The organism is Streptomyces sp. NPDC052040, assembly GCF_044548405.1.
Classification (GTDB): domain Bacteria; phylum Actinomycetota; class Actinomycetes; order Streptomycetales; family Streptomycetaceae; genus Streptomyces.
On the sequence record NZ_JBIUBV010000002.1, the window covers coordinates 21,700 to 46,640 of the forward strand.

The following is a 24,941-nucleotide window of genomic DNA, read 5'->3' on the forward strand; positions in this document are numbered from 1 at the left end:
CCGCACGCGCCAACCAACCCGCGCGTTTGGGGGGGGCGGGCCGCCCCCCCGCCCGCGGGGCAACCGGGGCCCCCCCCCCGCGGGGGCCCGCCCCCCCCCCCCCCCCCGCGCCCGCACTCCGGGCGGCTCCCCGGAGCGGTCACGGCCTCGGCGACGCGGCCACGTCGTCCGGCCCCTCGTCCACCGGCGGGTCGCCCAGCTCCCCCAGCGCGCTCCGCGCCGCCCGGGCCAGCAGCGGGGAGAAGTACGGGTTGATGCGCAGCGCCTCCGCCAGATGGCGCCGGGCGGGCCCGGTCCGGCCGAGGGAACGCTCGATCTCCCCGCGGTGGTACGCGAACAGCGCGGCCCGCGTCCTGTCCCCGTGCGCCGGATCCGTGGCCCGGACGGCGAACCGCAGCGCCTCCTCGTCCTCCCCGGCCCGGTGCAGCGCCCAGCCCAGCGCGTCCGCCGCCCGGGCGCCCGGCTGCCGCCGCCACTCCCGCCGCAGCACCCGCACCGCCCGGCGCGGATCCCCGTGGTCCGCCTCCAGCAGCCCCCGCACCAGCGCTCCGTGCACCCCGTCCGCCCGGTCCCGGCGCACCCACTCCCGCGTCAGGGCGTAGGTCCGCCCCGCCTCCTTCGCCCGGCCCAGCGACTCGTAGAGCTCACCCAGTTCCAGCGCGATGCCCGGCGCCGGATGGAGCGCGAGCGCCTTCCGGTACGACTCCACCGCCTCCTCCGCCCGGCCCAGCGCGGCCAGCGCGCGCCCCCGCCCGGCCAGCGCCGTGCACCGCTCGGGATCGAGCCGCAGCGCCCCCTCGGCATACCGCAGCGCCGTTACGGGATCGCCCTGCGCCCACGCCAGTTCACCCGCCTCCTCCGCATACGCGGCCTGCTCCGCGGGGCCCGCCGCCCGCGCCGCCGCGTCCGCCAGCAGCGCCGCCGCGTCCTCGAACCGCCCCTGCTCGCCGTAGACCCGCGCGGCCAGCGCCATCGCCGCGGGCCCCCGGTTCAGCGCGAGCAGCCGGTCCAGGGCCAGGCGCGCGGCCGGTTCCCTGCCGAGCCCCTCGTACGCCTCCACCAGCGGCGGATACATCGTCCACACCCCCGGCGCCGACCGCACGGCCCGCTCGCCCCACCGCCTCGCCGCCCGGTGGTCCCCGCGCGCGTTGGCCAGCGCGGCCAGCCCGGCCAGCGCCTCGCTGTTCTGCCACCCGCTCACCCGCAGCGAGGCCCGCAGCGCCTCCTCCGCCCGGGGGAAGCTGCGGGTGTCGGCCGTGCGGGCGCCCTCCGCCACATACGCGGCCCCGAGCACGGCCCAGGCCCGGCCGTCGCGCGGCCGGTTCCGCAGCCGGGCCTCCCGGTCGGCGACGAGTGCCGTCAGCTCGGGCAGCGCGGCCGGAACCCCGGCCGCGACGGCGGTCCGGGCCCGCGCCACCGCGGCCGGTGCGGGCACCGTGCGCTCCTGCCCGGTCAGCAGCACCGCCGCCGTCGTGCCGCCGAGGACGGCACATCCGGCCACCGTGCCGACGAGCGCCGTGCGGAGCGCGGGGGAGCGACGGGAGCGGCGTACGTCCTGCTGTTCGATCTCCATGCCGGACACCATGCGCCCGTACGAGGATCACACCGCGACAGCCGGGGCCCCGCGCCGAGCGGTTTCACACCGATGGGCCCGCCGCCCGCCCGCTCTCCGCCGCCCGCGCCCGCGGGGTTCCCCTGGCCGCCCCCGGGTGCGACGCTGTGATCATGAGCCGTATCGAAGCCCCGCGCGACGACCTCACCGGCGGCCTCCTCGACCGCCTCCGGGAGGGCCTGCCCGCGGAGGCCGTGCTGGCCGACCCCGACATCACGGCCTCCTACGCGAACGACATGGCGAGCTTCTGCGCCGCCGGAACCCCTGCCGTGGTCGTGCTGCCGCGCACCGTCGAGCAGGTCCAGCACATCCTGCGCACCGCCACCGAGCTGCGGATCCCCGTCGTCCCGCAGGGTGCCCGCACCGGCCTGTCGGGCGGGGCGAACGCCTCCGAGGGCTGCATCGTGCTCTCGCTCACGAAGATGGACCGGATCCTGGAGGTCAATCCGGTCGACCGCATCGCCGTCGTGGAGCCCGGCGTCGTCAACGCCACGCTCGCCCGGGCGGTGCACGAGCACGGCCTGACCTATCCGCCCGACCCCTCCAGCTGGGAGATGTGCACGATCGGCGGCAACATCGGCACCGCCTCCGGCGGCCTGTGCTGCGTCAAGTACGGGGTGACGGCCGAGTACGTCCTCGGCCTCGATGTAGTCCTCGCCGACGGGCGCCTGCTGTCCACCGGCCGCCGTACCGCCAAGGGGGTCGCCGGATACGACCTCACCCGGCTCTTCGTCGGCTCCGAGGGGTCGCTCGGTGTCGTCGTCCGCGCGGTCCTCGCGCTGAAGCCGAAGCCCCCGCAACAGCTGGTGCTGGCGGCCGAGTTCGCGTCGGCGGCCGAGGCCTGCGACGCGGTGTGCCGGATCATGGCGGGCGGCCATGTGCCGTCCCTGCTCGAACTGATGGACAGGACGACCGTCCGGGCGGTCAACGACATGGCGCGGATGGGCCTGCCGGAGACCACCGAGGCGCTGCTGCTCGCCGCCTTCGACACCCCGGACCCGGCGGCGGACCTCGCCGCGGTCGGCGCGCTGTGCGAGGCCGCGGGCGCCACCGGGGTCGTCCCGGCCGAGGACGCGGCCGAGTCCGAACTCCTGCTCCAGGCGCGCCGGTTGTCGCTCACCGCGCTGGAGGCCGTCAAGGGCACCACGATGATCGACGACGTGTGCGTCCCCCGCTCCCGGCTCGGCGACATGCTCGAAGGGGTCGAGCGGATCGCCGGGAAGTACGGCCTCACCATCGGGGTCTGCGCCCACGCGGGCGACGGCAACACCCACCCGACCGTCTGCTTCGACGCCCAGGACCCGGACGAGGCGCGCCGCGCCCGCGAGTCCTTCGACGAGATCATGCAACTCGGCCTGGAACTCGGCGGAACCATCACCGGTGAGCACGGTGTGGGGGTGCTGAAGAAGGAGTGGCTGGCACGCGAGATCGGCCCGGTGGGCGTGGAGTTGCACCGCTCGATCAAGCAGGCCTTCGACCCCCTGGGCATCCTGAACCCGGGCAAGGTCTTCTGACCGGGGGCCGCCGCGGGTCACATGGCCGCCGCGGCGGAGACCGGTGATGCGAACGAACGCACGTTTAGGAGAACTTCCTTTCGGTGCGCGTTCCGGGTATGTGAAGGGCGTGCGCGCTATCGCCCGGAAAGGGGTGGGTAGGGGCGGAGGGGCCGTACCCCCTGCCCGCTTCTGATAGATGTGGATGCCCACACAGAGCTGTGGACGCCCACACAACCCCCCGAGCAGATACGGGACGACGGACATGACCGCCCCCACCCCGGCACCCGGCGACGACAGGCCCCGCGAAGGGTACTACCCGGATCCGTCCATTCCCGGATACGTCCGGTACTGGAACGGGGCCGCCTGGGTGCCCGGCACCAGCCGCCCGGCGCCCACCGACGGCGCCCCGCCGCCCCCGTCCGGCGCGGGCCCCGCGGGACCCGCCGTGGAGGAGACGGGACCCCACTTCTTCGACGAGGACCCGGCCGATGGACCCGCTCCGGCGGGCCCGCCCGCGGACCTGCACGGCGGCCGTCCGGCGGACGCCCCGGCCTGGGGCGCCGACCGCACCCGGCAGGCCGGGTTCGGCGGCGACCAGGACCGCCGGGTCTCCTGGGGCGCGCCCGAGAGCCCCGATCCGCGGCAGCCGGGCGCGGGCACCCCCGACGGCACCGCCGTCGTCCCGCCCGCCGCGTCCGGTCCGGCCGCGTCCGCCGAAGGGCCCGGGAGCACTGGGGGACCAGCCCCCTCCGAGAGCACCATGGCGTTCCGTTCGCTCTCCCCGCGTGCGGGGGAGCAGGGCGTGCGCCCGGAGGCACCCGGTGCCGCCCCGGCACAGCCCGCCGTTCCCGCCCAGGCCGCGCGGGGTGCCGCCCCCGCGCCCCACACTCCGGCTGCCCAGGCGCCGAACGCGCACGGCGCCCCCGCTCCGGCCGCCCAGGCCCAGGCCCGGCAGGCGCTGGGCCTGGGGTCGTCCCAGCCCGCCCCGCCGCACGCCGCCACCCCTGGGACACAGCCGCCCGCTGCACCGGGGCCCGCCGCGACCCCGGCCGCCCCGCAGCCCCCGACGGGTCCTGGGCAGCAGTCGCCCATGGGCCCCGGGCAGCAGCCCGCGACGGGTCTGCCGCAGCAGTCCGCGGGGCCCGGCACCCCCCTGACCTCGGGACCCGGCGGCGGCCAGCCCTCCTGGGCGCAGCAGGTGCATCTGCTGGCGAGCGCGGAGACCGGCGGGGACCAGCCGCCCGCGCCCTGGAAGCCGGTGGTGGAGGACCCGTTCCTGGCGGCCGCCCGGGCGCAGGCGGCGGCCCGGCCCGCGGGCCTCGCCAAGCGGCTGGCCGCCCGGCTGCTCGACACCCTGGTCCTGACGGCGGTCACCGGTGTGGCCGCGGTGCCGCTGACCGGCAAGGCGATCGACCACATCAACGGCAAGATCGACGCGGCCCGGCTGTCCGGCCGGACCGTGACGGTCTGGCTGCTCGACGGCACGACCTCGGTCTATCTGGCGATCGTGCTCGCGGTGCTGGTGGGCTTCGGTGTGCTCTACGAGGTCCTGCCCACCGTCCGCTGGGGCCGCACCCTCGGCAAGAAGCTGTGCGGTCTCGAGGTGCGGGACATCGAGGGCCATGAGCCCCCGGCCTTCGGCCCGGCCCTGCGCCGCTGGCTGGTCTACAGCCTTCCGGGCGTGCTCGGCGTCGGTGTCGTGGGCGTTCTGTGGTGCGTGTTCGACCGCCCCTGGCGCCAGTGCTGGCACGACAAGGCGGCGCACACCTTCGTGGCGGGCTGACCCGGACGGACCTCTACGGATGCGGAGCGGCGGGGTTCGCGGTCGACTCGGGCCATGAGCACCGAACCGCCGCCCCCCGGCTCCGGGGACTCTCCGGAGGACGACCCGTTCAGGAAGAAGGAGCCCCCGTCCTCCGCGGGCGGCGGCTCCGGGCCCCACTGGGGCCCGCAGCACGGCGGCGGCCCCCCGCCCGGCGGTGAACCCCCGCCCTACGGCTCACCGCCCCCCGGCGGTGAGCCCCCGCCCGGCGGCGCACCCCCGCCCCCCGGCGAGCCCCCGTACGGCACACCGCCACCCCCCGGCGGCCCCTACGGCACACCCCCGCCCGGCGGCGGTCCCTACGGAGAGGGCGGCCCCTACAGCGCGGGCCCCTACGGCCCGTACGGCGGCGGTCCCTACGGCGGCGGTCCCTACGGCGGTGCGGATCCCCTCGCCGGGATGCCCCCGCTGGCCGACAGCGGCAGACGCGTGCTCGCCCGGATCCTCGACATGATCCTCGTCGGGGTGGTGGTCTGGCTGCTCTCCTGGCTCTTCCACACCACCGAGTACAACGTGGAGACGGGCCGGATCGAGTACGGCAAGTCCGTGGGGCAGTCGGTGATCGCCGCGGTGCTCTACATCGCGTACGACACCGTGATGATCTCCCGCTCCGGCCAGACCGTCGGCAAGCGGCTGCTGAACATGCGGGTGGCCAATCTGCACGACGGCTCCACCCCCTCCGTGCAGACCGCGCTGGTCCGCGCGGCCGTCCTGTGGCTGCCGTTCGCGTTCTGCTGCGCCTGCGTCTGGACCGCGATCTGCGGCGGCTGGAGCTTCTTCGACCGGCCCTACAAGCAGGGGCTGCATGACAAGGCGGCCAAGACCGTGGAGGTCAGCACGGGATGAGCCGCCGCGGGTGACCGGCGTGGTGGCGGGTTGAGGAACCGGCGGGCCCGAGGAGAGGGCCCGCCGAGCCGTTTCAGGGGTTCGCCGGCTCGTGTGCGGACCCGGCGGCTGCCGCCGATCCGACGGACGCCGTGGGCCGCCCGGCCGCTACGGGCTCCCGGGCCCCGGACCGTGCGGCGGCCGAGGCGGACCTCGGCAGCGGGACCGTCACCGCGACGAGGAGACCGAGGGCGAGGGCCGCCAGGGCGATCACGGTGATCCCCACGCCCGAACTCGCCTGGGACAGCAGCAGCATGGCGAGCGTCGAGATGATCACGGTGCAGGAACCGTAGGCGAGCTGTGCGGCGTTCGGACGAGGCATGGCCATTCCTCGGGGGTGGGGTCCTCCCCCGGGTGCCTCTCGCGAATGGGGGAGCGGCGGACAGCTGCGGATGACTGCGGGCGGAGGCGGGGCAGTTGGGGCGTAGCCGGGAATCACGGGGTGACAACGGTGTCGGCAGGGCGGTCCCTTGCCGTTCCGACGATCCGCCCGTCGACCCTATTCGCCTGCATGCCCGAGGGGAACGGGCGGTAAGCGTGACCTGACCCACGGTGTCGAAGCATGGGGGGCGCACGGAGTCATACGTCCGCCGACCGGACGGCGGTGCGCGCCGGTTGGCGGACGGCCGTGCGGTCCGCGAGCCGTGCGTCTTACGTCCGTGAACCGTTGGTAAGACGTTCGCATGGCGAACATCTGCTTCTCTTAATGCAATTGACCTGTCCAAGTCAAGGTCTGTCTTTTCTCTTAAACCTCCGGTCAAATGTCGTCACTTGACGCACGCGTACCTCGCGCGGACCTCTCCTATGACCAGGACCCCCTTCCGCGTGTCCGGGCGCGTCGGGGAGGACCTCAAGTGACCAGTAGACCCTGGACGTTCAGAACGGGCGCGGCCGTGGTCGCGCTCGCGGCGGCCACCGCCACCCTGTCGGCCTCCGCTGCCGTGGCCCAGGACGGCGGGAAGGCCTCCGCGGCCCCCGTCGTCCGCCACGACCCGCAGCAGACCGCGGGCAGGGAGCACAACCTCGACGGGCCCCTGACCAGGACCCGCGAGGCCCAGCGCGAAGAGGCGCTCGACCGGGTCATATCCGGAAAGGCGGCGGTCACCGACCGCGGCGCCTCGAAGGTGGTGAAGCTCGGCAGCGGCAAGTACGTCGAACTCGCCCGCGAACGCACCGACAAGATCTTCACGATCCTCGTGGAGTTCGGCACCAAGACCTCGCAGTACGGCGGCACCGCGGGCCCCCAGCACAACCAGATCGCCGCGCCGGACCGCGCCAAGGACAACAGCACCGCCTGGCAGCCGGACTACAACCGGCAGCACTTCCAGGACCTCTACTTCTCCAAGGACCCGAAGAAGAACTCGCTCAAGCAGTTCTACGAGAAGGCGTCCTCCGGCCGCTACTCGGTCGACGGCACGGTCCAGGACTGGGTCAAGGTCGACTACAACGAGGCCCGGTACGGCACCAACAAGTGCCCCACCTGCGTGTGGAACCTGGTCAGCGACGCCCTCACCCAGTGGGTCGCCCAGCGCAAGGCCGCGGGCGCGACCGACGCGCAGATCAAGTCCGAGGTCGCCCAGTACGACCAGTGGGACCGCAACGACTACGACGGCGACGGCAACTTCAACGAGCCCGACGGCTACATCGACCACTTCCAGATCGTGCACGCGGGCGAGGACGAGTCCGCGGGCGGCGGCGCCCAGGGCGAGGACGCGATCTGGGCCCACCGCTGGTACGCCTACGGCACGGACGCGGGCAAGACCGGACCGGCCACCAACAAGCTCGGCGGCACCCAGATCGGCGGCACCGGTGTGTGGGTCGGCGACTACACCATCCAGCCGGAGAACGGCGGACTCGGCGTCTTCGCCCATGAGTACGGCCACGACCTCGGTCTGCCCGACAACTACGACACCACCGGCAACGCCGACAACTCCACCGGCTTCTGGGACCTGATGTCCTCCGGCTCCTGGCTCGGCGCGGGCAAGGACAGCATCGGCGACACCCCCGGCGACTTCACCGCCTGGGACAAGCTCCAGCTGGGCTGGCTGAACTACCGGACGGTCTCCTCCCGCGCCACCTCGCGGACGAAGATCGGGTACACGGAGTTCAACACCAAGGACCCGCAGGCCGTGCTGGTCACCCTGCCGAAGAAGACCGTCACCACCCAGCTGGTCACCCCGGCCAGCGGCTCCTACCAGTGGTGGAGCGGCAGCGGCAACGGCCTCAACAACACCCTGACCCGCGATGTCGACCTCACCGGTAAGCGCTCGGCCGCCCTCTCCCTCAAGGGCTACTACGACATCGAGCAGGACTACGACTTCCTGTACACGGAGGTCTCGGCCGACGGCGGCACCACCTGGAAGCCGGTGGACGGCACGGTGAACGGCGCCGCCGTCCCGCGGGACGCCAGCGGCCACCCCGCGCTCACCGGCAGCCGCGACGGCTACGCCGACCTGGTCTACCCGCTGGACGCCTACGCCGGCCAGAAGATCAAGCTGCGCTTCCGCTACGCCACCGACACCGGTGTGGCCAAGAAGGGCTTCGCGGCGGACGACATCGCCATCACCGCCGACGGCTCCGCCGTCTTCACGGACGGCGCCGAGAACGGCACCGGCGACTGGGCGGTGAACGGCTTCTCGGTCAAGGGCGCCTCCTACAGCGACCAGTACGCGCAGTACTACATCGCCGAGAACCGCCAGTACGTCTCGTACGACAAGACGCTGAAGAGCGGCCCGTACAACTTCGGCTTCGCGAACACCAGGCCGGGCTGGGTGGAGCACTACCCGTACCAGAACGGCCTGCTGATCTGGTACTGGGACACCTCGCAGGCGGACAACAACGTCAGCGAGCACCCCGGCCAGGGTCTGATCCTGCCCGTCGACGCCCACGCCAAGCCGCTGAAGTGGGCGGACGGCACCTATCTGCGCCCGCGCATGCAGGGTTTCGACTCCACCTTCACCCTGGAGCGCACGGACCCGGTCACGCTGCACACCAACGGCGTGGCCACCAGGATCAAGAGCCAGCGGGGCGTGTCGGTGTTCGACGACCACCGGGGCACGTACTACGACGCCGCGACCCCGTACGCGAGTGTGAAGGTCCCCGACACCCGTACGAAGATCCGGCTGCTGCACCAGACCAAGAGCGGCAGCGTACTGACGGTGGCGGTGCAGCCGTCCCGCTGACCGGATCCGGACGATCTTCCCCGGAGTGGAACGGCTCACAGGCTGAGTGACGTTTCCGCAGGTCAAAGCATGATCGGTCGTGACCCTCTGGCGGGTCGCGGCCGATCGTGTTTAGGTGCGTCCTGTGGCTCTCTTATTGACATCAGGTCTCACGGGGGTGTGATCAAGCATGGCCGCAGGAGGTTTCTGCAAGTTGCCGAGCGGCAGCGTGGTGGTGGCGCTGCACCTGCCCAGCCCGGGTTCGGCGGGCGGCTCCGTCCGTGTCCTCGTGCTCGCCCAGAACCGGGCCCGGGCGCTGACCCGGCTGCGCAATCTGGGCCTGCGTGCGGTCTATCTGCGCGGCAACGCGGCCCCGCCGACCCCCGACGAGATCACCGCGGTCCTGCACCACCCCGACGGCCTGATATGGCGCACGGCGCCGGACAGCGCGGGCCAGGAACTGTCGCAGGAGCTGTGGCACCCGATCAGGGCCCTGCTGCGGCAGTCCACCGCGCAGGCGTGAGCCCCGGGGCGGGGCGGGGCTACACCACCGGCTTGCCGGACAGCTCCACCCCGGCCTCCCGCATCTCCTCCAGCGCCCGCTCCGTGGTCTCCTCCATCACTCCGGCGGTCAGGTCGAGCAGCACCTGGGTGCGGAAGCCGTGGCGCACGGCGTCCAGGGCGGTGGCACGCACACAGTGGTCCGTGGCGATGCCCACCACGTCCACCTCGTCGACCTCCCGGGTCCGCAGCCAGTCGGCCAGCGCGTGCCCGTTCTCGTCGACCCCCTCGAAGCCGCTGTACGCCCCCGAGTAGGCGCCCTTGTCGAAGACGGCGTCGACCGCGCCGGAGGCGACCGCCGGGGCGAAGTTCGGGTGGAAGCCGACGCCCTCGGTACCGGCCACGGCGTGTGCGGGCCAGGTGCGCACATAGTCGGGGTTGTCGTCGAAGTGACCGCCCGGCGCGATGTGGCAGTCGCGGGTGGCGACCACATGGCGGTACCCGGCCGGGGCCTGTCCGATCAGCTCGGTGATCGCGGCGGCCACATCGGCACCCCCGGACACCGCGAGGCTGCCGCCTTCACAGAAGTCGTTCTGCACGTCTACGACGATCAAGGCGCGGCGCATGGTCGGTGTCCTTAGGGTCGGCAGCGGTACGACAGGGGGAGGGGCCCGGCCTTCTGTACGAACTACCGAGCCTAGACACTTCACGGGACGGACGGGAGGGGGCACGGGAGGGCCGGCCGGGTGCGTGGGTGCGCCGCCGTCGCATTCCCGTCGGCCGCCCGGCCCCGCAACCGGGTTCTGGTGCGCCCGGCGCGCCGGGCGGCCTCACCCGTACGCGGTCACCTGTATCCGGTTACGTCATCACCCGTCCCCGGTGACGCGGTCATCTGTACGCGGTGACGCAGTCACCTGTACTCGGTCGGAATCACCGGTTCCCCGCGGGACAGCTGGGTCGCCGACAGCGGCAGCCGGGCGCGCGCGGCCGCATGCCGGTCGCGGACGACGTCCAGCGGCTCCCGGGCGACGATCTGACCGCCCTTGACCAGCTCGACCAGCAGCTGCCGGTCCGCCAGGTCGTCCGGCACCGGTCCGGTGCCGATGACCTCGGCCTCCGCCACCCCGTGCTCGTCGGCCCGCCGCGCCGCCCACTTGCGGCCGCCGACGGAGGTCTTGCCGCCGCTCGACTTCTTCGCGACCGGCGTCAGCGCTGCCCCGGGGTCCGCCGACTCGGCCCGGGCGACGAGCTTGTAGACCATCGAACAGGTGGGGTGCCCGGAGCCCGTCACCACCTGGGTGCCCACCCCGTAGGCGTCCACCGGGGCGGCCCGCAGCGAGGCGATCGCGTACTCGTCCAGGTCCGAGGTCACGACGATCTTCGTATCGGTCGCGCCCAGTTCGTCGAGCTGCTGCCGCACCCGGTGCGCGACCAGCAGCAGATCACCGGAGTCGATCCGGACGGCGCCCAGTTCGGGCCCCGCGATCTCCACGGCCAGCCGCACCGCCTCGGCGACGTCGTAGGTGTCCACCAGCAGGGTGGTGCCCCGGCCCAGCGAGTCCACCTGGGCCCGGAAGGCGTCCCGCTCGCTGTCGTGCAGCAGCGTGAAGGCGTGCGCGGACGTCCCCACCGTGGGAATCCCGTACCGGAAACCGGCCGCCAGGTCCGAGGTGGTGGTGAAGCCGCCGACGTAGGCGGCCCGGGCGGCGGCCACCGCGGCCAGCTCATGGGTGCGGCGGGCGCCCATCTCGATCAGCGGCCGCCCGTCGGCGGCGGAGGACATCCGGGAGGCCGCGGCGGCCACCGCGGAGTCGTGGTTGAGGATCGACAGGATCACGGTCTCCAGGAGCACGCACTCGGCGAAGGAGCCCTCGACCCGCATCACCGGCGAGCCCGGGAAGTACACCTCGCCCTCCTGGTAGCCCCAGATGTCACCGCCGAAGCGGTATCCGGCCAGCCACTGGAGCGTCTCCTCGTCGACGATGCCGCGCTCCCGCAGAAACCCGAGGACACCCGCGTCGAAACGGAAGTTCTCCACCGCGTCCAGCACCCGCCCGGTGCCGGCCACCACGCCGTAGCGGCGGCCCTCGGGCAGGCGGCGGGTGAAGACCTCGAAGACCGAGCGCCGGTCGGCGGTCCCCGCCGCGAGGGCGGCCTGCACCATCGTCAGTTCGTAGTGGTCGGTGAAGAGCGCCGTCGAGGGCACGTCCACCGGCAGCCCAAGGTCCGCTACGCCCACCAAACTCTCCTCGTACATCACTTCGCCGGTACCCACGGGCCGTTGCCCGGTGGCCCGGGGCCCTCCCCGGGGTGGCACGACGGCCGATCGTACTCCCATTTCGTCAGTCTGACGATTTATGCCGGTGGTATGGGTGTCCGTTTGTGCGAGCACCCCCCTGGGATGGCAGCATGGGCCGTGTGACGGCTCCCGCACCCCTTGAGATCGAGAAGACCGAGTCGGCGGAGGAAGAGTTCGCCGTACCGGAACCGGACGTCCCCTGGGTGACGATCGTCCACAACGACCCGGTCAACCTCATGAGCTATGTGACCTACGTCTTCCAGTCGTACTTCGGCTACCCCAAGGACAAGGCCACCAAGCTCATGCTCGACGTCCACCACAAGGGCCGGGCGGTGGTCTCCAGCGGGACGCGCGAGGAGATGGAGCGCGACGTCCAGGCCATGCACGGCTACGGTCTGTGGGCCACCCTCCAGCAGGACCGCAAGTAGCCGACCGCAGACCCGTCAAGCAGCGAAAAGACCCCATGCCAGGACACTTCGAACCGCTCCCCGGCGGCGGCGCGGCCGTCGCGCTCGACGACGTCGAGATCTCCATCATCCGGTCGCTGGCCGTTCAGCTGCTGGAGCTCATCGGGCCCGGCCCGGCCGAGGACGCCCCCGACGACCCGCTCGCCGAACTCTTCGCGGAGGGCCCGAGCGAACCGCCCTCCGACCCGGTGCTGCGCCGCCTCTTCCCCGACGCCTACGGCGGCCCCGGCGGCGAGTGCCGCACGCCCGAGGAGGCCGAGGAGCGGCGCGCGTACTCCGCGGAGTTCCGCCGCTTCACCGAGAACGACCTGCGGGCGCGCAAGCGGGAGAGCGCCCTCGCGGTGATCCGCTCGCTGGACGGCCTGACCTCCGTGAGCGGCGAGGGCGGGGTCCTGAAGCTGACCCGCGAGGACTCCGAGCAGTGGCTCGTCGCCCTCAACGACCTGCGTCTGGCGATCGGTTCCCGCCTCGACATCCTTGACGAGGACGACACCGACCAGCTCTACGGGTTGCCGGACGACGATCCGCGCAAGCCGATGGTGATGGCCTATCTGTGGCTCGGCGGCCTCCAGGAGACCCTGGTCGGCACCCTGCTGACCTGAGGCGGGAGGCCCCGGCGCGCGCCGCGCCCGGCCGTCCGCGGGTGTCCGCTCAGAGGACGCTCAGATCCGCATAACGATCGCATCACCGTTGCGGCCGTATTTGCCTGACCTCACGGACTTTTGTCCGGTTCTTCCAGTGCGGTGCGTCACATGTCACACCACCGATCAATGTTGCGGCCGTGATAAATCTTCACGACCGCCCGAGGGACACCACCCATGTCCGCTCGGGTGCGCCACCGAGCCGGCAGATCGCCGGCCAGGCACAACTCCATTTCAATCCGGGGGGATCGGAACCCGATCCGAGGCCAAGGGACTGGCTCGGCTCGGCGTGGAGAAAGGCGCACCACATGACCTCATCGCAGGTCGGAAAGCAGTACGACGGCAGTGAGGCCGTGGGCGGCGACGCCCCCGAAGAGGGGTACGAGCGCGGGCTCGGCAGCCGCCAGGTCCAGATGATCGCCATCGGCGGCGCCATCGGCGTCGGCCTGTTCCTGGGGGCCGGGGCGAACATCGCCAAGGCCGGACCCAGCCTCATCCTCATGTACGCCCTCGCGGGCGTCATCATCTTCTTCATCATGCGGGCGCTCGGTGAGCTGCTCCTCTACCGCCCCGTCTCGGGTTCCTTCGCGGAGTACTCCCGCGAGTTCCTCGGCCCGTTCTTCGGCTACTTCACCGGCTGGACGTACTGGCTGATGTGGGTGGTGACCGGCATGGCCGAGCTGACGGCCGCCGCGATCTACGTCGACTACTGGGCCCCCTCGATCCCACGCTGGGTGACCGCCCTGGTCTTCCTGGTGGTGCTGTTCGTCGCCAACCTGATCTCGGTGAAGCTGTTCGGCGAGATCGAGTTCTGGTTCTCGATGGTCAAGGTCACCGCCCTGATCGGCATGATCGTGATCGGCCTCGGCGTGCTGACCTTCGGCTTCAGCGCGGCCGGTGACACCGCCTCGGTCTCCAACCTCTGGCAGTTCGACGGCTTCTTCCCCAAGGGCGTCGGCTCCTCCTTGATGACCCTCCAGGGCGTCATGTTCGCCTACCTCGCGGTCGAGCTGGTCGGTGTGACGGCGGGCGAGTCCGAGAACCCGGAGAAGACCCTCCCCAAGGCCATCAACACCCTGCCCTGGCGTATCGCGCTCTTCTACATCGGCGCCCTCACCGTGATCCTGTGCGTGGTGAAGTGGACCGAGTTCGCGGCGGGCGTCAGCCCCTTCGTGAAGGCCTTCGCGGTCATCGGCATCCCGGCCGGCGCCGGAATCGTCAACTTCGTGGTGCTCACCGCGGCCCTGTCGTCATGCAACTCCGGCATGTACTCCACGGGCCGGATGCTGCGCACCCTCGCGGACAACGGCGAGGCCCCCAAGGTCTTCAGCAGGCTCTCGGGCACCAAGACCCCGGCGATCGGCATCACGGTCTCCGTCGCCTTCATGTGCATCGGCGTGATCCTCAACTACATCGTCCCGGAGAAGGCCTTCGGCTACGTCACCTCGGTGGCCACCGCGGCCGGCATCTGGACCTGGCTGATGATCCTGATCAGCCATGTCCGCTACCGCCGCGCGGTGGTGGCGGGCCGGCTGCCCGCCTCCTCCTTCCCGGCGCCGGGCGGCGCGGTGTGCAGCTGGATCGCCATCGTGTTCCTGCTCTTCGTCACCGGCCTGATCGCCTATGACCAGGACTCCCGCACCTGCCTCTACGTCATGGCGGGCTGGGCGATCGCCCTCGGTATCGGCTGGGCCGTGCTGAAGGCCCGCAACCCGGAGGTCACCCAGCGCCGCGAGCCGGAGCCCGAGCGCGTCGGCTGAGCCCCGCCTCCCACTCCGCGGGCCGCCGCGTACCACCTCCCGGTACGCGGCGGCCCGCTCGGCTTTCCCCCGGATCCCGGCCGGGCCCCGCGGGCGGTCTGCTTATCCTGACCGTCATGCTGACCATCACCCGGGCCCTGCACGACCTGATCGTCGACCACGCCCGCCAGGACCATCCCGACGAGGCGTGCGGTGTGGTCGCGGGCCCGGCGGGCTCCGACCGCCCCGAGCGCTTCATCCCCATGCTGAACGCGGCCCGCTCGCCCACCTTCTACGAGTTCGACTCCGGCGATCTGCTGAAGCTGTACCGGGAGATGGACGACCGCGACGAGGAGCCGGTGGTCATCTACCACTCCCACACCGCGACCGAGGCCTACCCCTCCCGCACGGACATCGGCTACGCCAACGAACCCGGCGCCCACTACGTCCTGGTCTCCACCGCCGACGCGGACGGCGCGGGACCCTTCCAGTTCCGCTCGTTCCGGATCGTCGAGGGAGTGGTGACGGAAGAGGAGGTCACCGTGGTGGAGAGCTACTGATCCCGCGATCCGGGCGGAATCCATCCATCATGCGAGATGACACTCCGGGCGCCGGGACGGGAATCGATACGATGACCCCATGGTTTTCGACGACGTGAGCAAGAAGGCGCCGGGCATGCTGCTCGTGGTGCGGCTGCACGTCGACCTGTGCAGGCTGAACAGCGCCATCTGTTGACGCCCCCCTGCCCCGCCGCACGGCCGTGAGCCGCGAGGGGCACCGTCCGCCCCGCGCACACCACCGGCGCGGGGAGCCGCACCCGGCGCAGCCCCGCTCTCCCGCGCCACCGCGCGGCCACCGACCTCAACTCTCCCGACAGGAGCCCAACGCCATGGCCATCGAGGTCCGCATCCCCACCATCCTCCGCCAGTACACCGACGGCCAGAAGGCCGTCGAGGGCAACGGGGAGACCCTCGCCGAGCTGTTCGCCGACCTCGACACCCGCCACTCGGGCATCCGCGCCCGGATCGTCGACGAGGCCGCGGAGCTGCGCCGCTTTGTGAACGTCTACCTCAACGACGAGGACGTCCGCTTCCTCGACGGCATCGGCACCAAGCTCGCCGACGGCGACACCGTGACGATCCTCCCCGCGGTCGCCGGAGGCTCGGCCGCGGCCGGTGCGCGTCCGGCCGGGCGCCGGGCGGTCGCGGCCTGACGGCCGCTGATCCCCATGCGCTACGACTCCCCGCTCGCCGCGGTGGGCAACACCCCCCTGGTGCGCCTGCCGCGGCTGTCGCCGTCCCCCGAGGTCCGGATCTGGGCCAAGCTGGAGGACCGCAATCCCACCGGCTCGGTCAAGGACCGGCCCGCGCTGCACATGATCGAGCAGGCGGAGAAGGACGGCCGGCTCACTCCCGGGTGCACGATCCTGGAGCCCACCTCGGGCAACACCGGCATCTCCCTGGCCATGGCGGCCAGGCTCAAGGGCTACCGCATCGTGTGCGTGATGCCCGAGAACACCTCCCAGGAGCGCCGGGACCTGCTGCGCATGTGGGGTGCCGAGATCGTCTCCAGTCCGGCCGCGGGCGGTTCCAACACCGCGGTGCGGGTCGCCAAGGAGCTGGCCGCCGAGCACCCGGACTGGGTGATGCTCTACCAGTACGGCAACCCGGACAACGCGGGCGCGCACTATGCGACGACCGGCCCCGAGATCCTCGCCGACCTGCCCTCCGTCACCCACTTCGTGGCCGGGCTCGGCACCACGGGCACGCTGATGGGCGTCGGCCGCTATCTGCGCGAGCACAAGCCCGAGGTGAAGATCGTCGCCGCGGAGCCCCGCTACGACGACCTGGTGTACGGGCTGCGCAATCTGGACGAGGGCTTCGTCCCCGAGCTGTACGACGCCTCCGTGCTGACCACCCGCTTCTCGGTCGGCTCCGCGGACGCGGTGACCCGCACCCGTGAGCTGCTCCAGCAGGAGGGCATCTTCGCGGGCGTCTCCACCGGGGCGGCCCTGCACGCCGCGATCGGCGTGGGGAAGAAGGCCGTCAAGGCGGGCGAGAGCGCCGACATCGTCTTCGTCGTGGCCGACGGCGGCTGGAAGTACCTGTCGACCGGCGTCTACACGGCGGCCACCACCGAAGAGGCCATCGAGACGCTCCACGGCCAGCTCTGGGCGTAGAGCGGCCGTCCCGGTGCCCCGGCCCCGGGTCCTCGCGCACGGGCGGAACTCCTCTGTGAGCCCCCTGTGCGCAGGCCCTGGGCCGCCTCCCGGCCTTCTCATCATTGCGCCAACCCCCTGTTATGGCGGGGCTAAGCGCTGCTTATGGCGCGGCAAAGATGTTCTTCGGGTACTGCCCAGTAGTCGCGGCCCGGGCTAGGTTCTGCGGCGCACCCTGTCATGTCTCGCTCATTGGGCGTCGCAGAGTGTTCACGGTGTTCAAAGTGTCATGCCCATGATCACGCGTCCCACCGCCGCTACGCGCGTCATGGACCGGCACCAGCTCGCGAACCCCCACTTCCGGCTGAGGCTCCGCGCAAGGCCCCACCCAGGCCCCGTGCGGCGCCGGCCTCAAACCGAGAGAGGCACACCCCCATGCGTGAGTCACGCCCGAGCAAGCGGCGTCGGAGCCTTCGAAGACTCCTCACCGCCGCCGTCCCTGCTCTCGCCCTCACCGTCGCCGGTTTCATGGCGGCACCGGCCGCCGGGGCCCACAGCGCGTCCGTCACCGCGCTCACCACCGCCTCCGGCCGCGCCACCCAGAACGCCAAGGCGCTCACCAACCCCACGGCGCAGACCGTGCGCACCACCGGCAAGGCCGGCCAGAAGGTGCCCACCCAGCACCTGTGCGCCGCCCCGGCCCCCGGACACGCCTCCTGCTTCGCCCAGCGGCGCACCGACATCAAGCAGCTCGCCACCGCCGCGGCCGCCGCGCCCTCCGGCCTGAGCCCGGCCAACCTGCACAGCGCCTACGCCCTCCCCTCGACCGGCGGCTCCGGCCAGACGGTCGCGCTGGTCGACGCGTACAACGACCCCAACGCCGAATCGGACCTGGCCACCTACCGCTCGCAGTTCGGCCTGTCCGCGTGCACCAAGGCCAACGGCTGCTTCAAGCAGGTCAGCCAGACCGGCTCCACCACCTCGCTGCCGACGAACGACAGCGGCTGGGCCGGTGAGGAAGCGCTCGACATCGACATGGTCAGCGCGGCCTGCCCCAACTGCAACATCATCCTCGTCGAGGCCAACTCGGCCAACGACACCGACCTCGGCATCGCCGAGAACGAGGCCGTCGCCCTCGGCGCCAAGTTCGTCTCCAACAGCTGGGGCGGCAGCGAGTCCTCCACCCAGACCAGCGAGGACACCCAGTACTTCAAGCACCCGGGCGTGGCGATCACCGTCTCCGCGGGCGACGAGGACTACGGCGCCGAGTTCCCGGCGACCTCCCAGTACGTGACGGCCGTCGGCGGCACCGCGCTCAGCACCGCCTCCAACTCCCGCGGCTGGAGCGAGTCCGTCTGGCACACCAGCTCCAGCGAGGGCACCGGCTCCGGCTGCTCCGCCTACGACCCCAAGCCCAGCTGGCAGACCGACACCGGCTGCGCCAAGCGCATGGAGGCCGACGTCTCCGCCGTCGCCGACCCGGCCACCGGTGTCGCGGTCTACGACACCTACGGCGGCTCCGGCTGGAACGTCTACGGCGGCACCAGCGCCTCGTCCCCGCTCATCGCCGGTGTCTACGCCCTTGCGGGCACCCCGGGCTCGGGTGACTACCCGGCGCAGTACCCCTACTCCCACACCAGCAACCTGAACGACGTGACCAGCGGCAACAACGGCAGCTGCACCACCTCGTACTTCTGCACCGCCCGCGCCGGCTACGACGGCCCGACCGGCTGGGGCACCCCCAACGGCACCGCCGCCTTCACCGCGGGCGGCAGCACCGGCGGCAACACCGTGACCGTCAACAACCCGGGCAACCAGACCACCACCACCGGCGGTTCGGCCAGCCTCCAGATCTCGGCCTCCGACAGCGCGGGCGCGGCCCTGACCTACAGCGCCTCGGGCCTGCCCACCGGCCTGTCGATCAACAGCTCCACCGGCCTGATCTCGGGCACGGCGTCCACCGCGGGCACCTACCAGGTCTCGGTCACCGCGACGGACTCCACCGGCGCCTCCGGCTCGACCGCCTTCACCTGGACCGTCGGCTCCGGCGGCGGTGGCGGCGGCTGCACCTCCTCCCAGCTCCTCGGCAACGCGGGCTTCGAGTCGGGCAACACCGTCTGGACCGCGAGCAGCGGCGTGATCACCAACGACAGCGGTGAGGCGGCGCACAGCGGCTCCTACAAGGCCTGGCTCGACGGCTACGGCTCCAGCCACACCGACACCCTGTCCCAGTCGGTGACCGTCCCGTCCGGCTGCAAGGCCACCCTCTCCTTCTACCTGCACATCGACACCAAGGAGAGCGGCAGCAGCGCGTACGACAAGCTCACCGTGACCGCGGGTGGCAAGACCCTGGCGACGTACTCCAACGCCAACGCCGCCTCCGGCTACGCCCAGAAGTCCTTCGACCTGTCCTCGCTGGCGGGCTCCACGGTCACGCTGAAGTTCAGCGGGGTCGAGGACTCCTCCCTCCAGACCAGCTTCGTCGTCGACGACACCGCGCTGACGACCAGCTGATCCACCGAGCACTCCGGTGCGCAGGGCCCCGGCCGGGTTTCCGGCCGGGGCCCCGTGGCGTTCCGGCCCGGTGGCGGCGGCACGGCGGTGCTGGTGGGCTGGGAACAGGATCCCGGTACCCGGCAGGACACAGGGATCCTGAAGCGCCGGACATACGTCACAGCAGCGCAAGGGCCACATCACCGGGCACAGGCTTCAAGGAAAGGCGGCCGCCCCATGCGCCGTACGACCCCTCGCGGGACCCTCACCACCACCCTCGCCGCCGCGGCGGCCGCACTGCTCCTCGCGGGCTGCGGCGGCGGGGGACCGGCGGGCACCGGGAACTCCCCGCACCCGACGGCCACCCCCTCGGGCCCGCCGTCGGCCTCCCCCTCCGCGCCGCCCTCCGCCTCCGCCTCGGGATCCTCCCCGGCGCCGGGCGCGTCCTCCGCCACGGTGAGCGGCCGGGGCTGCGCGCCCGAGGTCCAGCTCGCCGCCCCCGACACCGGCCAGTCGGTCTGCCTGACCACGGGCGGCCGCCTCCGCCTCACCCTGGACGGCAGCACGGACCGCCCCTGGAGCCCCGTCACCGCCGCGGGCCGCGCCCTCAAGGCCGTCAACGCCGGGATCGGGGCCCGGCCCGGCGACACCCTCGCCGCCTTCGAGGCGGTCGCGCCCGGCACCACCCGGCTCACCGCGACCCGCCCCCTGTGCGCCAAGCGGCCCGGCCAGACCTCCTGCCTCGGCGTCCAGCAGTGGACCGTCACGGTCACGGTGACCAAGCAGTGAAACCGCCCGCCCCGCCCCGCGGCCTCACCCCGCCAGGTAGCGCACCTGGTCCCACAGCGCGGGATCCACCACACCCACTCGCCGCCGGAAGTCCCACAGCGGAACGTCCCGCAGCTCGTCCGTCTCCAGGAAACTCGGCCGCCCCCGGGCGTCGGCCACCGTGCCCGGCGGCAACGGGATCACGCCCGCGCGCTCGTCGTGGAACCTGCTGGTGATCTCCGCGACCGTCGCGCTGTCCCCGTGCACCGCCAGCACCAGACACGGCCGCTCCCGTCCGGCGCCCCGGCCCTGGCAGGGCACCTGAGCCCACCAGATCTCGGCCGGACGCGGATGCGCCCGCGCACGCCCCGCCGGGCGCGCGGCCGCACGACGGCGGCGTCCCCCGCGCCCCCACCCGTCCACCAGCGCCGCGACCAGCGCGAGCAGCACCACCGCCGCCAGCGCGAGCCACCAGGACGTGTCCATACGGACGACGGTACCGGCGCACACATCGGGCCGCCCGCCCTTCGTAAGACCCGCGCGCCCTCCCTTCAGCCACATGCGCCCCCGTTCCAGCCGAACCGGTGACACCGCAGGTGAGTTCCCCCACAACGGCCCCTGGCGGAGGAGCGACCCGGGCTTTCGCGCCTTACGCTCGACGGACCGCACGACCCCCGTTACGTTCCGTCCCTGCCTTCTGCACCTTTCTGCCACGCGGAGGTTCCAGCTCTCATGAAGCTCACCGTCGTCGGCTGCTCGGGGTCGTTCCCGTCCGCGGAATCGGCCTGCTCGAGCTACCTCGTCGAGGCCGACGGCTTCCGGCTGCTCCTCGACATGGGCAACGGCGCCCTTGGCGAGCTGCAGCGCCACTGCGGTCTCTACGACCTCGACGCGATCTTCCTCAGCCATCTGCACGCCGACCACTGCATCGACATGCTCGGCTACTTCGTCGCGCGCTACTACCGCCACGACGGCGGCCGCGCGGACCCGATCCCGGTCTACGGGCCGGAGGGCACCGAACAGCGCCTGACCACCGCCTACGCCGACACCCCCTCGGCCTCCTCGATGAGCGAGGTCTTCGACTTCCACACGGTCAAGCCGGGCACCTTCGAGATCGGCCCCTTCATCGTCCACACGGAACGGGTGCGCCACCCCGTGGAGGCGTACGCGATCCGGGTCGAGCACGGCGGCGCCTCGCTCACCTACTCCGGCGACACCGGCGTCAGCGAGGCCCTGGACGCCCTGGCCCGCGACACCGGGCTCTTCCTGTGCGAGGCCGCCTTCACCCACGGCAAGGAGGACATCCCGGACCTCCATCTCAACGGCCGCCAGGCCGGGGAGACCGCCGCCCGGGCCGGTGCCCGCCGCCTGGTCCTCACCCACATCCCGCCGTGGACCGACCCGCAGATCAACCTGGCGGACGCCCGTGCCGTCTACTCCGGGCCGGTGGAGCTGGCGGCGCCCCGGGTGACGTACGAGATCTGACGTCCGAGATCCAGCGTCCCGCCGTACGGCCGTGGAACGCGCAAGGGGCCCCGGAGCCGATCGGCTCCGGGGCCCCTTGCGCTGGGCCGACGCCTACTTGGCCTCGGCCTTCTGGAGTTCCGCCAGCTCCTCGTCGGACTCGCGGCCCGGGGTGGGCAGGTTGAACTTGGTGATCGCGAAGCGGAAGACGGCGTAGTAGACGGCGCCGAAGCACAGCCCCACCAGGGCCAGGCCCCACGGGTTGCTCGCGATGCCCAGGTTGAGCCCGAAGTCGATGGCACCGGCCGAGAAGCCGAAGCCGTCCCGCATGCCCAGCGCCCAGGTCAGCGCCAGCGAGACACCGGTGAGGACCGCGTGGATCGCGTAGAGCACCGGCGCGATGAACATGAAGGTGAACTCGATGGGCTCGGTGACACCGGTGACGAAGGACGTCAGCGCCAGCGAGAGCATCATGCCGCCGACCACCTTGCGGCGCTCCGGGCGGGCGCAGTGCACGATGGCGAGGCAGGCGGCCGGGAGGCCGAACATCATGATCGGGAAGAAGCCGGTCATGAACTGGCCCGCGGTGGGGTCACCGGCGAGGAAGCGCGCGATGTCACCGCTCTTGCCGTGGTAGTCGCCCGCCTGGAACCAGGGGAAGGAGTTCAGCAGGTGGTGCATGCCGATCGGGATCAGCGCACGGTTGGCGACACCGAAGATACCCGCGCCGACGGCACCCGAACCGACCAGCCACTCACCGAAGTTGTGCAGACCGGAGCCGAGGACGGGCCAGATGTAGCCGAAGACCACGCCGAGGACCAGGCCCGCGAGGGCCGACAGGATCGGGACCAGTCGGCGGCCGCCGAAGAAGCCCGCCCAGTCGGGCAGCCTGGTGCGGTAGAAGCGCTGGTAGAGCAGGGCGACGGTGATGCCCATCACCACACCGCCGAGCACCTTGGCGTCGGCCGGACCGTCCACCAGGACGGCCTTGCCGTCGACGAGCGCGGCCACCTTCGGCACGTTCTTGTCGGTGAACGTGCCGAGCACGTTCTTGAAGACCAGGTAGCCCACGACCGCCGCGAGGGCCGTCGAGCCGTCCGACTTCTTCGCGAAGCCGATCGCGATGCCCACCGCGAACAGCAGCGGCATGTTGTCGAGGATGGCGTTGCCACCCGCGGCCATGAAGCTCGCGATCTTCGTCAGGAAGGCCGGGAAGGAGGGGCGTCCGAGCATGTCGGCGTTGCCCAGACGCACCAGGAGGGCAGCGGCGGGCAGAACGGCCACCGGCAGCATCAGGCTGCGGCCGATGCGCTGCATCACAGCCATCGCGCCGGCGCCCTTCTTCTTGTTGTCGGCCGCGGGGGCGGCGCTGACCGTGGACACAGCTTCCTCCAGTGGGCAGGGCGCCGCCGGGGGACAGGGGAAGGGGGGACGGCGGCGTCTCCGTGGTCTACACCACCTAGTGGTGTAGACCTGTTGTAGCACGGTGAATGCTCCATAAGGAACCCGTGAATTCTCCAGCGCCCGGCATACGGGGAGCAATGCCCATAGGGGGAGAAATAGGACACACTGTTTTGTTCTTGATCCCCAGGTGGTGTAGACCAGCTCTCCGGGACGGTCACACCGCCGGGAAACCCTCCCCGGGTGTCGGCGCGACGCCGCTCGCGCGGGAGGGCCGACTATGGGGTACCGCGACACAGCGGTTCGGATCAGGGAGAGAAGACATGGCCAGCAAGGCTGAGAAGATCGTTGCCGGGCTCGGCGGCATCGACAACATCGAAGAGGTCGAAGGCTGCATCACCCGCCTCCGCACCGAAGTCAACGACCCCTCGCTGGTCGACGAGGCCGCACTCAAGGCCGCGGGCGCCCACGGCGTCGTCAAGATGGGCACCGCCATCCAGGTCGTCATCGGCACCGACGCCGACCCGATCGCCGCGGAGATCGAAGACATGATGTGAGCCGCCGGGACCCCGACGGGTCCGGCACTCACCCGGAAGGGGCCCCTTTCCACCGCGGGAGGGGCCCCTTCCGCGGCTACGGATAGGCTCGGCCCCATGTCTCGCATCGACGGCCGAACCCCCGACCAGCTCCGCCCCGTCACCATCGAACGCGGCTGGAGCAAGCACGCCGAGGGCTCCGTCCTCGTCTCCTTCGGTGACACGAAGGTCCTCTGCACCGCCTCCCTCACCGAGGGCGTGCCCCGCTGGCGCAAGGGCAGCGGCGAGGGCTGGGTCACCGCCGAATACGCCATGCTGCCCCGCTCCACCAACACCCGCGGCGACCGCGAGTCCGTCAAGGGCAGGATCGGCGGTCGTACGCACGAGATCAGCCGCCTCATCGGCCGCTCCCTGCGCGCCGTCGTCGACTACAAGGCGCTCGGCGAGAACACCATCGTCCTCGACTGCGACGTCCTCCAGGCGGACGGCGGCACCCGCACCGCCGCGATCACCGGCGCCTATGTCGCCCTCGCCGACGCCGTGGCCCTCGCCCAGCGCAAGAAGCTCGTCAAGGCCGGACGGCAGCCGCTGACCGGCACCGTCGCCGCCGTCTCCGTCGGCATCGTCGGCGGTGTGCCCCTCCTCGACCTCTGCTACGAGGAGGACGTCCGCGCCGACACCGACATGAACGTCGTCTGCACCGGCGACGGCCGCTTCGTCGAGGTCCAGGGCACCGCCGAGGCAACTCCCTTCGACCGCACGGAACTCAACACCCTCCTCGACCTCGCCGCCGCGGGCTGTGGCCGGCTCACCGCGATCCAGCGCGCGGCCCTGGAGGCAACCCAGTAGTACCCCCCAGGCGTTTTCAGGGGTAGCCGCACAACTGTGCGGCGGGGCGGGCCGGAAACAACCCCGGCCGCCCCGCCCACACCCCGTACGCCCGGCCAGGCGTGCAAAGGCGCCGGACCGGCCGGCGCCCCGCGGGACAGTCGCGGCACCGCCAACGGGGAGGACCGTTCCATGGCCGCGCGCCACCACCGCCGCCGCATCACCACCGCGCTCGTCACTGCCGCCGTGCTCGCCGCCGTCGGCGCCAGCACCGGCTGCGACGCCGTCGACAAGGCGATCGACTGCGTACAGACCGCCGACGCGATAGCCGACAACGTCACCGACCTCCAGCAGGCCGCCGAGAACGCGGCGGGCGACCCGGGCCGGGCCGACGCCTCCCTGGACTCCATCGAGAAGGACCTCGACAAGATCGGCGACAAGACCGACGACGTCGACGTCAACAAGGCCGTCGACGACGTCCGCAAGGCCGTCGCCCACGTCCGCACCGCCGTCCACAACGGCGACACCACCCCCGACCTCGGCCCGGTCACGGACGCCGCAGGCGAACTGACCAAGGTCTGCACCTCGAACTGACCGGCTCCCGGCGCCACCCGGACCGGGGGTGGGCGGGGCTCGGGACGCATGCGCGGGGGCTGCTGCGCGGGGCGCG

At 72.0% G+C, this 24,941-nt stretch carries 24 protein-coding genes; 18 read left to right on the forward strand and 6 right to left on the reverse strand.

The genetic code is table 11. The annotated features are described in order from the left end of the window. Nucleotides 1-139: 139 nt before the first annotated feature. Nucleotides 140-1,573, reverse strand: a complete 1,434-nt coding sequence (locus ACIHAA_RS06230) for a tetratricopeptide repeat protein (protein WP_399813791.1) — start codon at nucleotides 1,571-1,573, stop codon at nucleotides 140-142. A 146-nt stretch (nucleotides 1,574-1,719) separates the two neighbouring features. On the opposite strand from ACIHAA_RS06230, the gene ACIHAA_RS06235 reads away from it, so the two are divergent. The 3 genes from ACIHAA_RS06235 (at nucleotide 1,720) to ACIHAA_RS06245 (ending at nucleotide 5,776) form a co-directional block, all read left to right on the forward strand. Beyond that, the gene (locus ACIHAA_RS06235; RefSeq protein ID WP_399813792.1) at nucleotides 1,720-3,126 is read left to right on the forward strand and encodes an FAD-binding oxidoreductase; all 1,407 of its coding nucleotides are present in this window, start codon (nucleotides 1,720-1,722) and stop codon (nucleotides 3,124-3,126) included. Between the two features lie 244 nt (nucleotides 3,127-3,370). Further along, the gene (locus ACIHAA_RS06240; RefSeq protein ID WP_399813793.1) at nucleotides 3,371-4,891 is read left to right on the forward strand and encodes an RDD family protein; all 1,521 of its coding nucleotides are present in this window, start codon (nucleotides 3,371-3,373) and stop codon (nucleotides 4,889-4,891) included. A 54-nt stretch (nucleotides 4,892-4,945) separates the two neighbouring features. Then, nucleotides 4,946-5,776 (forward strand): RDD family protein, encoded by an 831-nt coding sequence (locus tag ACIHAA_RS06245; RefSeq protein WP_399813794.1) that lies wholly within the window; start codon nucleotides 4,946-4,948, stop codon nucleotides 5,774-5,776. A 73-nt stretch (nucleotides 5,777-5,849) separates the two neighbouring features. Here the strand turns inward: ACIHAA_RS06245 and ACIHAA_RS06250 are convergent, their stop codons facing one another. Further along, a complete protein-coding gene (locus ACIHAA_RS06250; RefSeq protein WP_399813795.1) occupies nucleotides 5,850-6,137 on the reverse strand; it encodes a hypothetical protein in 288 nt (95 codons plus the stop codon). A gap of 532 nt (nucleotides 6,138-6,669) precedes the next feature. On the opposite strand from ACIHAA_RS06250, the gene ACIHAA_RS06255 reads away from it, so the two are divergent. Both ACIHAA_RS06255 and ACIHAA_RS06260 read left to right on the forward strand, forming a co-directional pair. Next, nucleotides 6,670-8,997 carry an immune inhibitor A domain-containing protein gene (locus tag ACIHAA_RS06255; protein ID WP_399813796.1) on the forward strand — a complete coding sequence of 776 codons (2,328 nt, stop codon included), beginning with the start codon at nucleotides 6,670-6,672 and terminating at the stop codon, nucleotides 8,995-8,997. Nucleotides 8,998-9,166: 169 nt separating this feature from the next. Then, nucleotides 9,167-9,499 (forward strand): hypothetical protein, encoded by a 333-nt coding sequence (locus ACIHAA_RS06260; RefSeq protein ID WP_399813798.1) that lies wholly within the window; start codon nucleotides 9,167-9,169, stop codon nucleotides 9,497-9,499. Nucleotides 9,500-9,518: 19 nt separating this feature from the next. Here the strand turns inward: ACIHAA_RS06260 and ACIHAA_RS06265 are convergent, their stop codons facing one another. Together ACIHAA_RS06265 and ACIHAA_RS06270 are read right to left on the reverse strand one after the other, a co-directional pair. Next, a complete protein-coding gene (locus ACIHAA_RS06265) occupies nucleotides 9,519-10,103 on the reverse strand; it encodes a nicotinamidase (RefSeq protein WP_399813800.1) in 585 nt (194 codons plus the stop codon). Nucleotides 10,104-10,387: 284 nt separating this feature from the next. Then, nucleotides 10,388-11,716: a nicotinate phosphoribosyltransferase gene (locus ACIHAA_RS06270; protein WP_399813802.1), complete on the reverse strand. Its 1,329-nt coding sequence runs from the start codon at nucleotides 11,714-11,716 to the stop codon at nucleotides 10,388-10,390. Between the two features lie 170 nt (nucleotides 11,717-11,886). Between ACIHAA_RS06270 and clpS the strand changes: the two genes are divergently transcribed. From clpS to ACIHAA_RS06315, 9 genes are all read left to right on the forward strand, one after another. Further along, nucleotides 11,887-12,204, forward strand: a complete 318-nt coding sequence (clpS, locus tag ACIHAA_RS06275; protein ID WP_399813804.1) for an ATP-dependent Clp protease adapter ClpS — start codon at nucleotides 11,887-11,889, stop codon at nucleotides 12,202-12,204. Between the two features lie 35 nt (nucleotides 12,205-12,239). After that, nucleotides 12,240-12,845 (forward strand): DUF2017 domain-containing protein, encoded by a 606-nt coding sequence (locus tag ACIHAA_RS06280; protein WP_399813806.1) that lies wholly within the window; start codon nucleotides 12,240-12,242, stop codon nucleotides 12,843-12,845. Nucleotides 12,846-13,192: 347 nt separating this feature from the next. Further along, nucleotides 13,193-14,644 (forward strand): amino acid permease, encoded by a 1,452-nt coding sequence (locus tag ACIHAA_RS06285; RefSeq protein WP_399813808.1) that lies wholly within the window; start codon nucleotides 13,193-13,195, stop codon nucleotides 14,642-14,644. A gap of 116 nt (nucleotides 14,645-14,760) precedes the next feature. Beyond that, nucleotides 14,761-15,183 carry a Mov34/MPN/PAD-1 family protein gene (locus tag ACIHAA_RS06290; RefSeq protein WP_399813810.1) on the forward strand — a complete coding sequence of 141 codons (423 nt, stop codon included), beginning with the start codon at nucleotides 14,761-14,763 and terminating at the stop codon, nucleotides 15,181-15,183. Between the two features lie 79 nt (nucleotides 15,184-15,262). Beyond that, entirely contained in the window at nucleotides 15,263-15,358 is a 96-nt protein-coding gene (locus ACIHAA_RS06295; protein WP_399813811.1) for a putative leader peptide, read from the forward strand. 154 nt (nucleotides 15,359-15,512) lie between these two features. After that, nucleotides 15,513-15,836 carry a MoaD/ThiS family protein gene (locus tag ACIHAA_RS06300; protein ID WP_399813812.1) on the forward strand — a complete coding sequence of 108 codons (324 nt, stop codon included), beginning with the start codon at nucleotides 15,513-15,515 and terminating at the stop codon, nucleotides 15,834-15,836. Between the two features lie 15 nt (nucleotides 15,837-15,851). Further along, nucleotides 15,852-16,802, forward strand: coding sequence for a PLP-dependent cysteine synthase family protein (locus ACIHAA_RS06305; RefSeq protein ID WP_399813814.1), 951 nt, complete (start codon nucleotides 15,852-15,854; stop codon nucleotides 16,800-16,802). Between the two features lie 414 nt (nucleotides 16,803-17,216). Further along, entirely contained in the window at nucleotides 17,217-19,295 is a 2,079-nt protein-coding gene (locus tag ACIHAA_RS06310) for a putative Ig domain-containing protein (RefSeq protein WP_399813815.1), read from the forward strand. A 216-nt stretch (nucleotides 19,296-19,511) separates the two neighbouring features. Beyond that, nucleotides 19,512-20,063, forward strand: coding sequence for a hypothetical protein (locus ACIHAA_RS06315; protein WP_399813817.1), 552 nt, complete (start codon nucleotides 19,512-19,514; stop codon nucleotides 20,061-20,063). A gap of 24 nt (nucleotides 20,064-20,087) precedes the next feature. Here ACIHAA_RS06315 and ACIHAA_RS06320 read toward each other — a convergent pair whose 3' ends face one another. Continuing rightward, nucleotides 20,088-20,528, reverse strand: a complete 441-nt coding sequence (locus ACIHAA_RS06320; RefSeq protein ID WP_399813819.1) for a type II toxin-antitoxin system PemK/MazF family toxin — start codon at nucleotides 20,526-20,528, stop codon at nucleotides 20,088-20,090. A 246-nt stretch (nucleotides 20,529-20,774) separates the two neighbouring features. On the opposite strand from ACIHAA_RS06320, the gene ACIHAA_RS06325 reads away from it, so the two are divergent. Further along, nucleotides 20,775-21,527, forward strand: a complete 753-nt coding sequence (locus tag ACIHAA_RS06325) for an MBL fold metallo-hydrolase (protein WP_399813820.1) — start codon at nucleotides 20,775-20,777, stop codon at nucleotides 21,525-21,527. 93 nt (nucleotides 21,528-21,620) lie between these two features. On the opposite strand, the gene ACIHAA_RS06330 is transcribed toward ACIHAA_RS06325, so the two are convergent. Beyond that, nucleotides 21,621-22,832 (reverse strand): PTS transporter subunit EIIC, encoded by a 1,212-nt coding sequence (locus ACIHAA_RS06330; protein WP_399814501.1) that lies wholly within the window; start codon nucleotides 22,830-22,832, stop codon nucleotides 21,621-21,623. A 398-nt stretch (nucleotides 22,833-23,230) separates the two neighbouring features. Here ACIHAA_RS06330 and ACIHAA_RS06335 point away from each other — a divergent pair, with 398 nt between their 5' ends. From ACIHAA_RS06335 to ACIHAA_RS06345, 3 genes are all read left to right on the forward strand, one after another. After that, complete coding sequence (locus ACIHAA_RS06335; RefSeq protein WP_399813822.1) at nucleotides 23,231-23,464, forward strand: glucose PTS transporter subunit EIIB; 234 nt, start codon at nucleotides 23,231-23,233, stop codon at nucleotides 23,462-23,464. A 96-nt stretch (nucleotides 23,465-23,560) separates the two neighbouring features. Next, the gene (gene rph, locus ACIHAA_RS06340; RefSeq protein ID WP_399813823.1) at nucleotides 23,561-24,292 is read left to right on the forward strand and encodes a ribonuclease PH; all 732 of its coding nucleotides are present in this window, start codon (nucleotides 23,561-23,563) and stop codon (nucleotides 24,290-24,292) included. Nucleotides 24,293-24,463: 171 nt separating this feature from the next. Continuing rightward, nucleotides 24,464-24,865: a hypothetical protein gene (locus tag ACIHAA_RS06345; RefSeq protein WP_399813825.1), complete on the forward strand. Its 402-nt coding sequence runs from the start codon at nucleotides 24,464-24,466 to the stop codon at nucleotides 24,863-24,865. Nucleotides 24,866-24,941 lie beyond the last annotated feature (76 nt).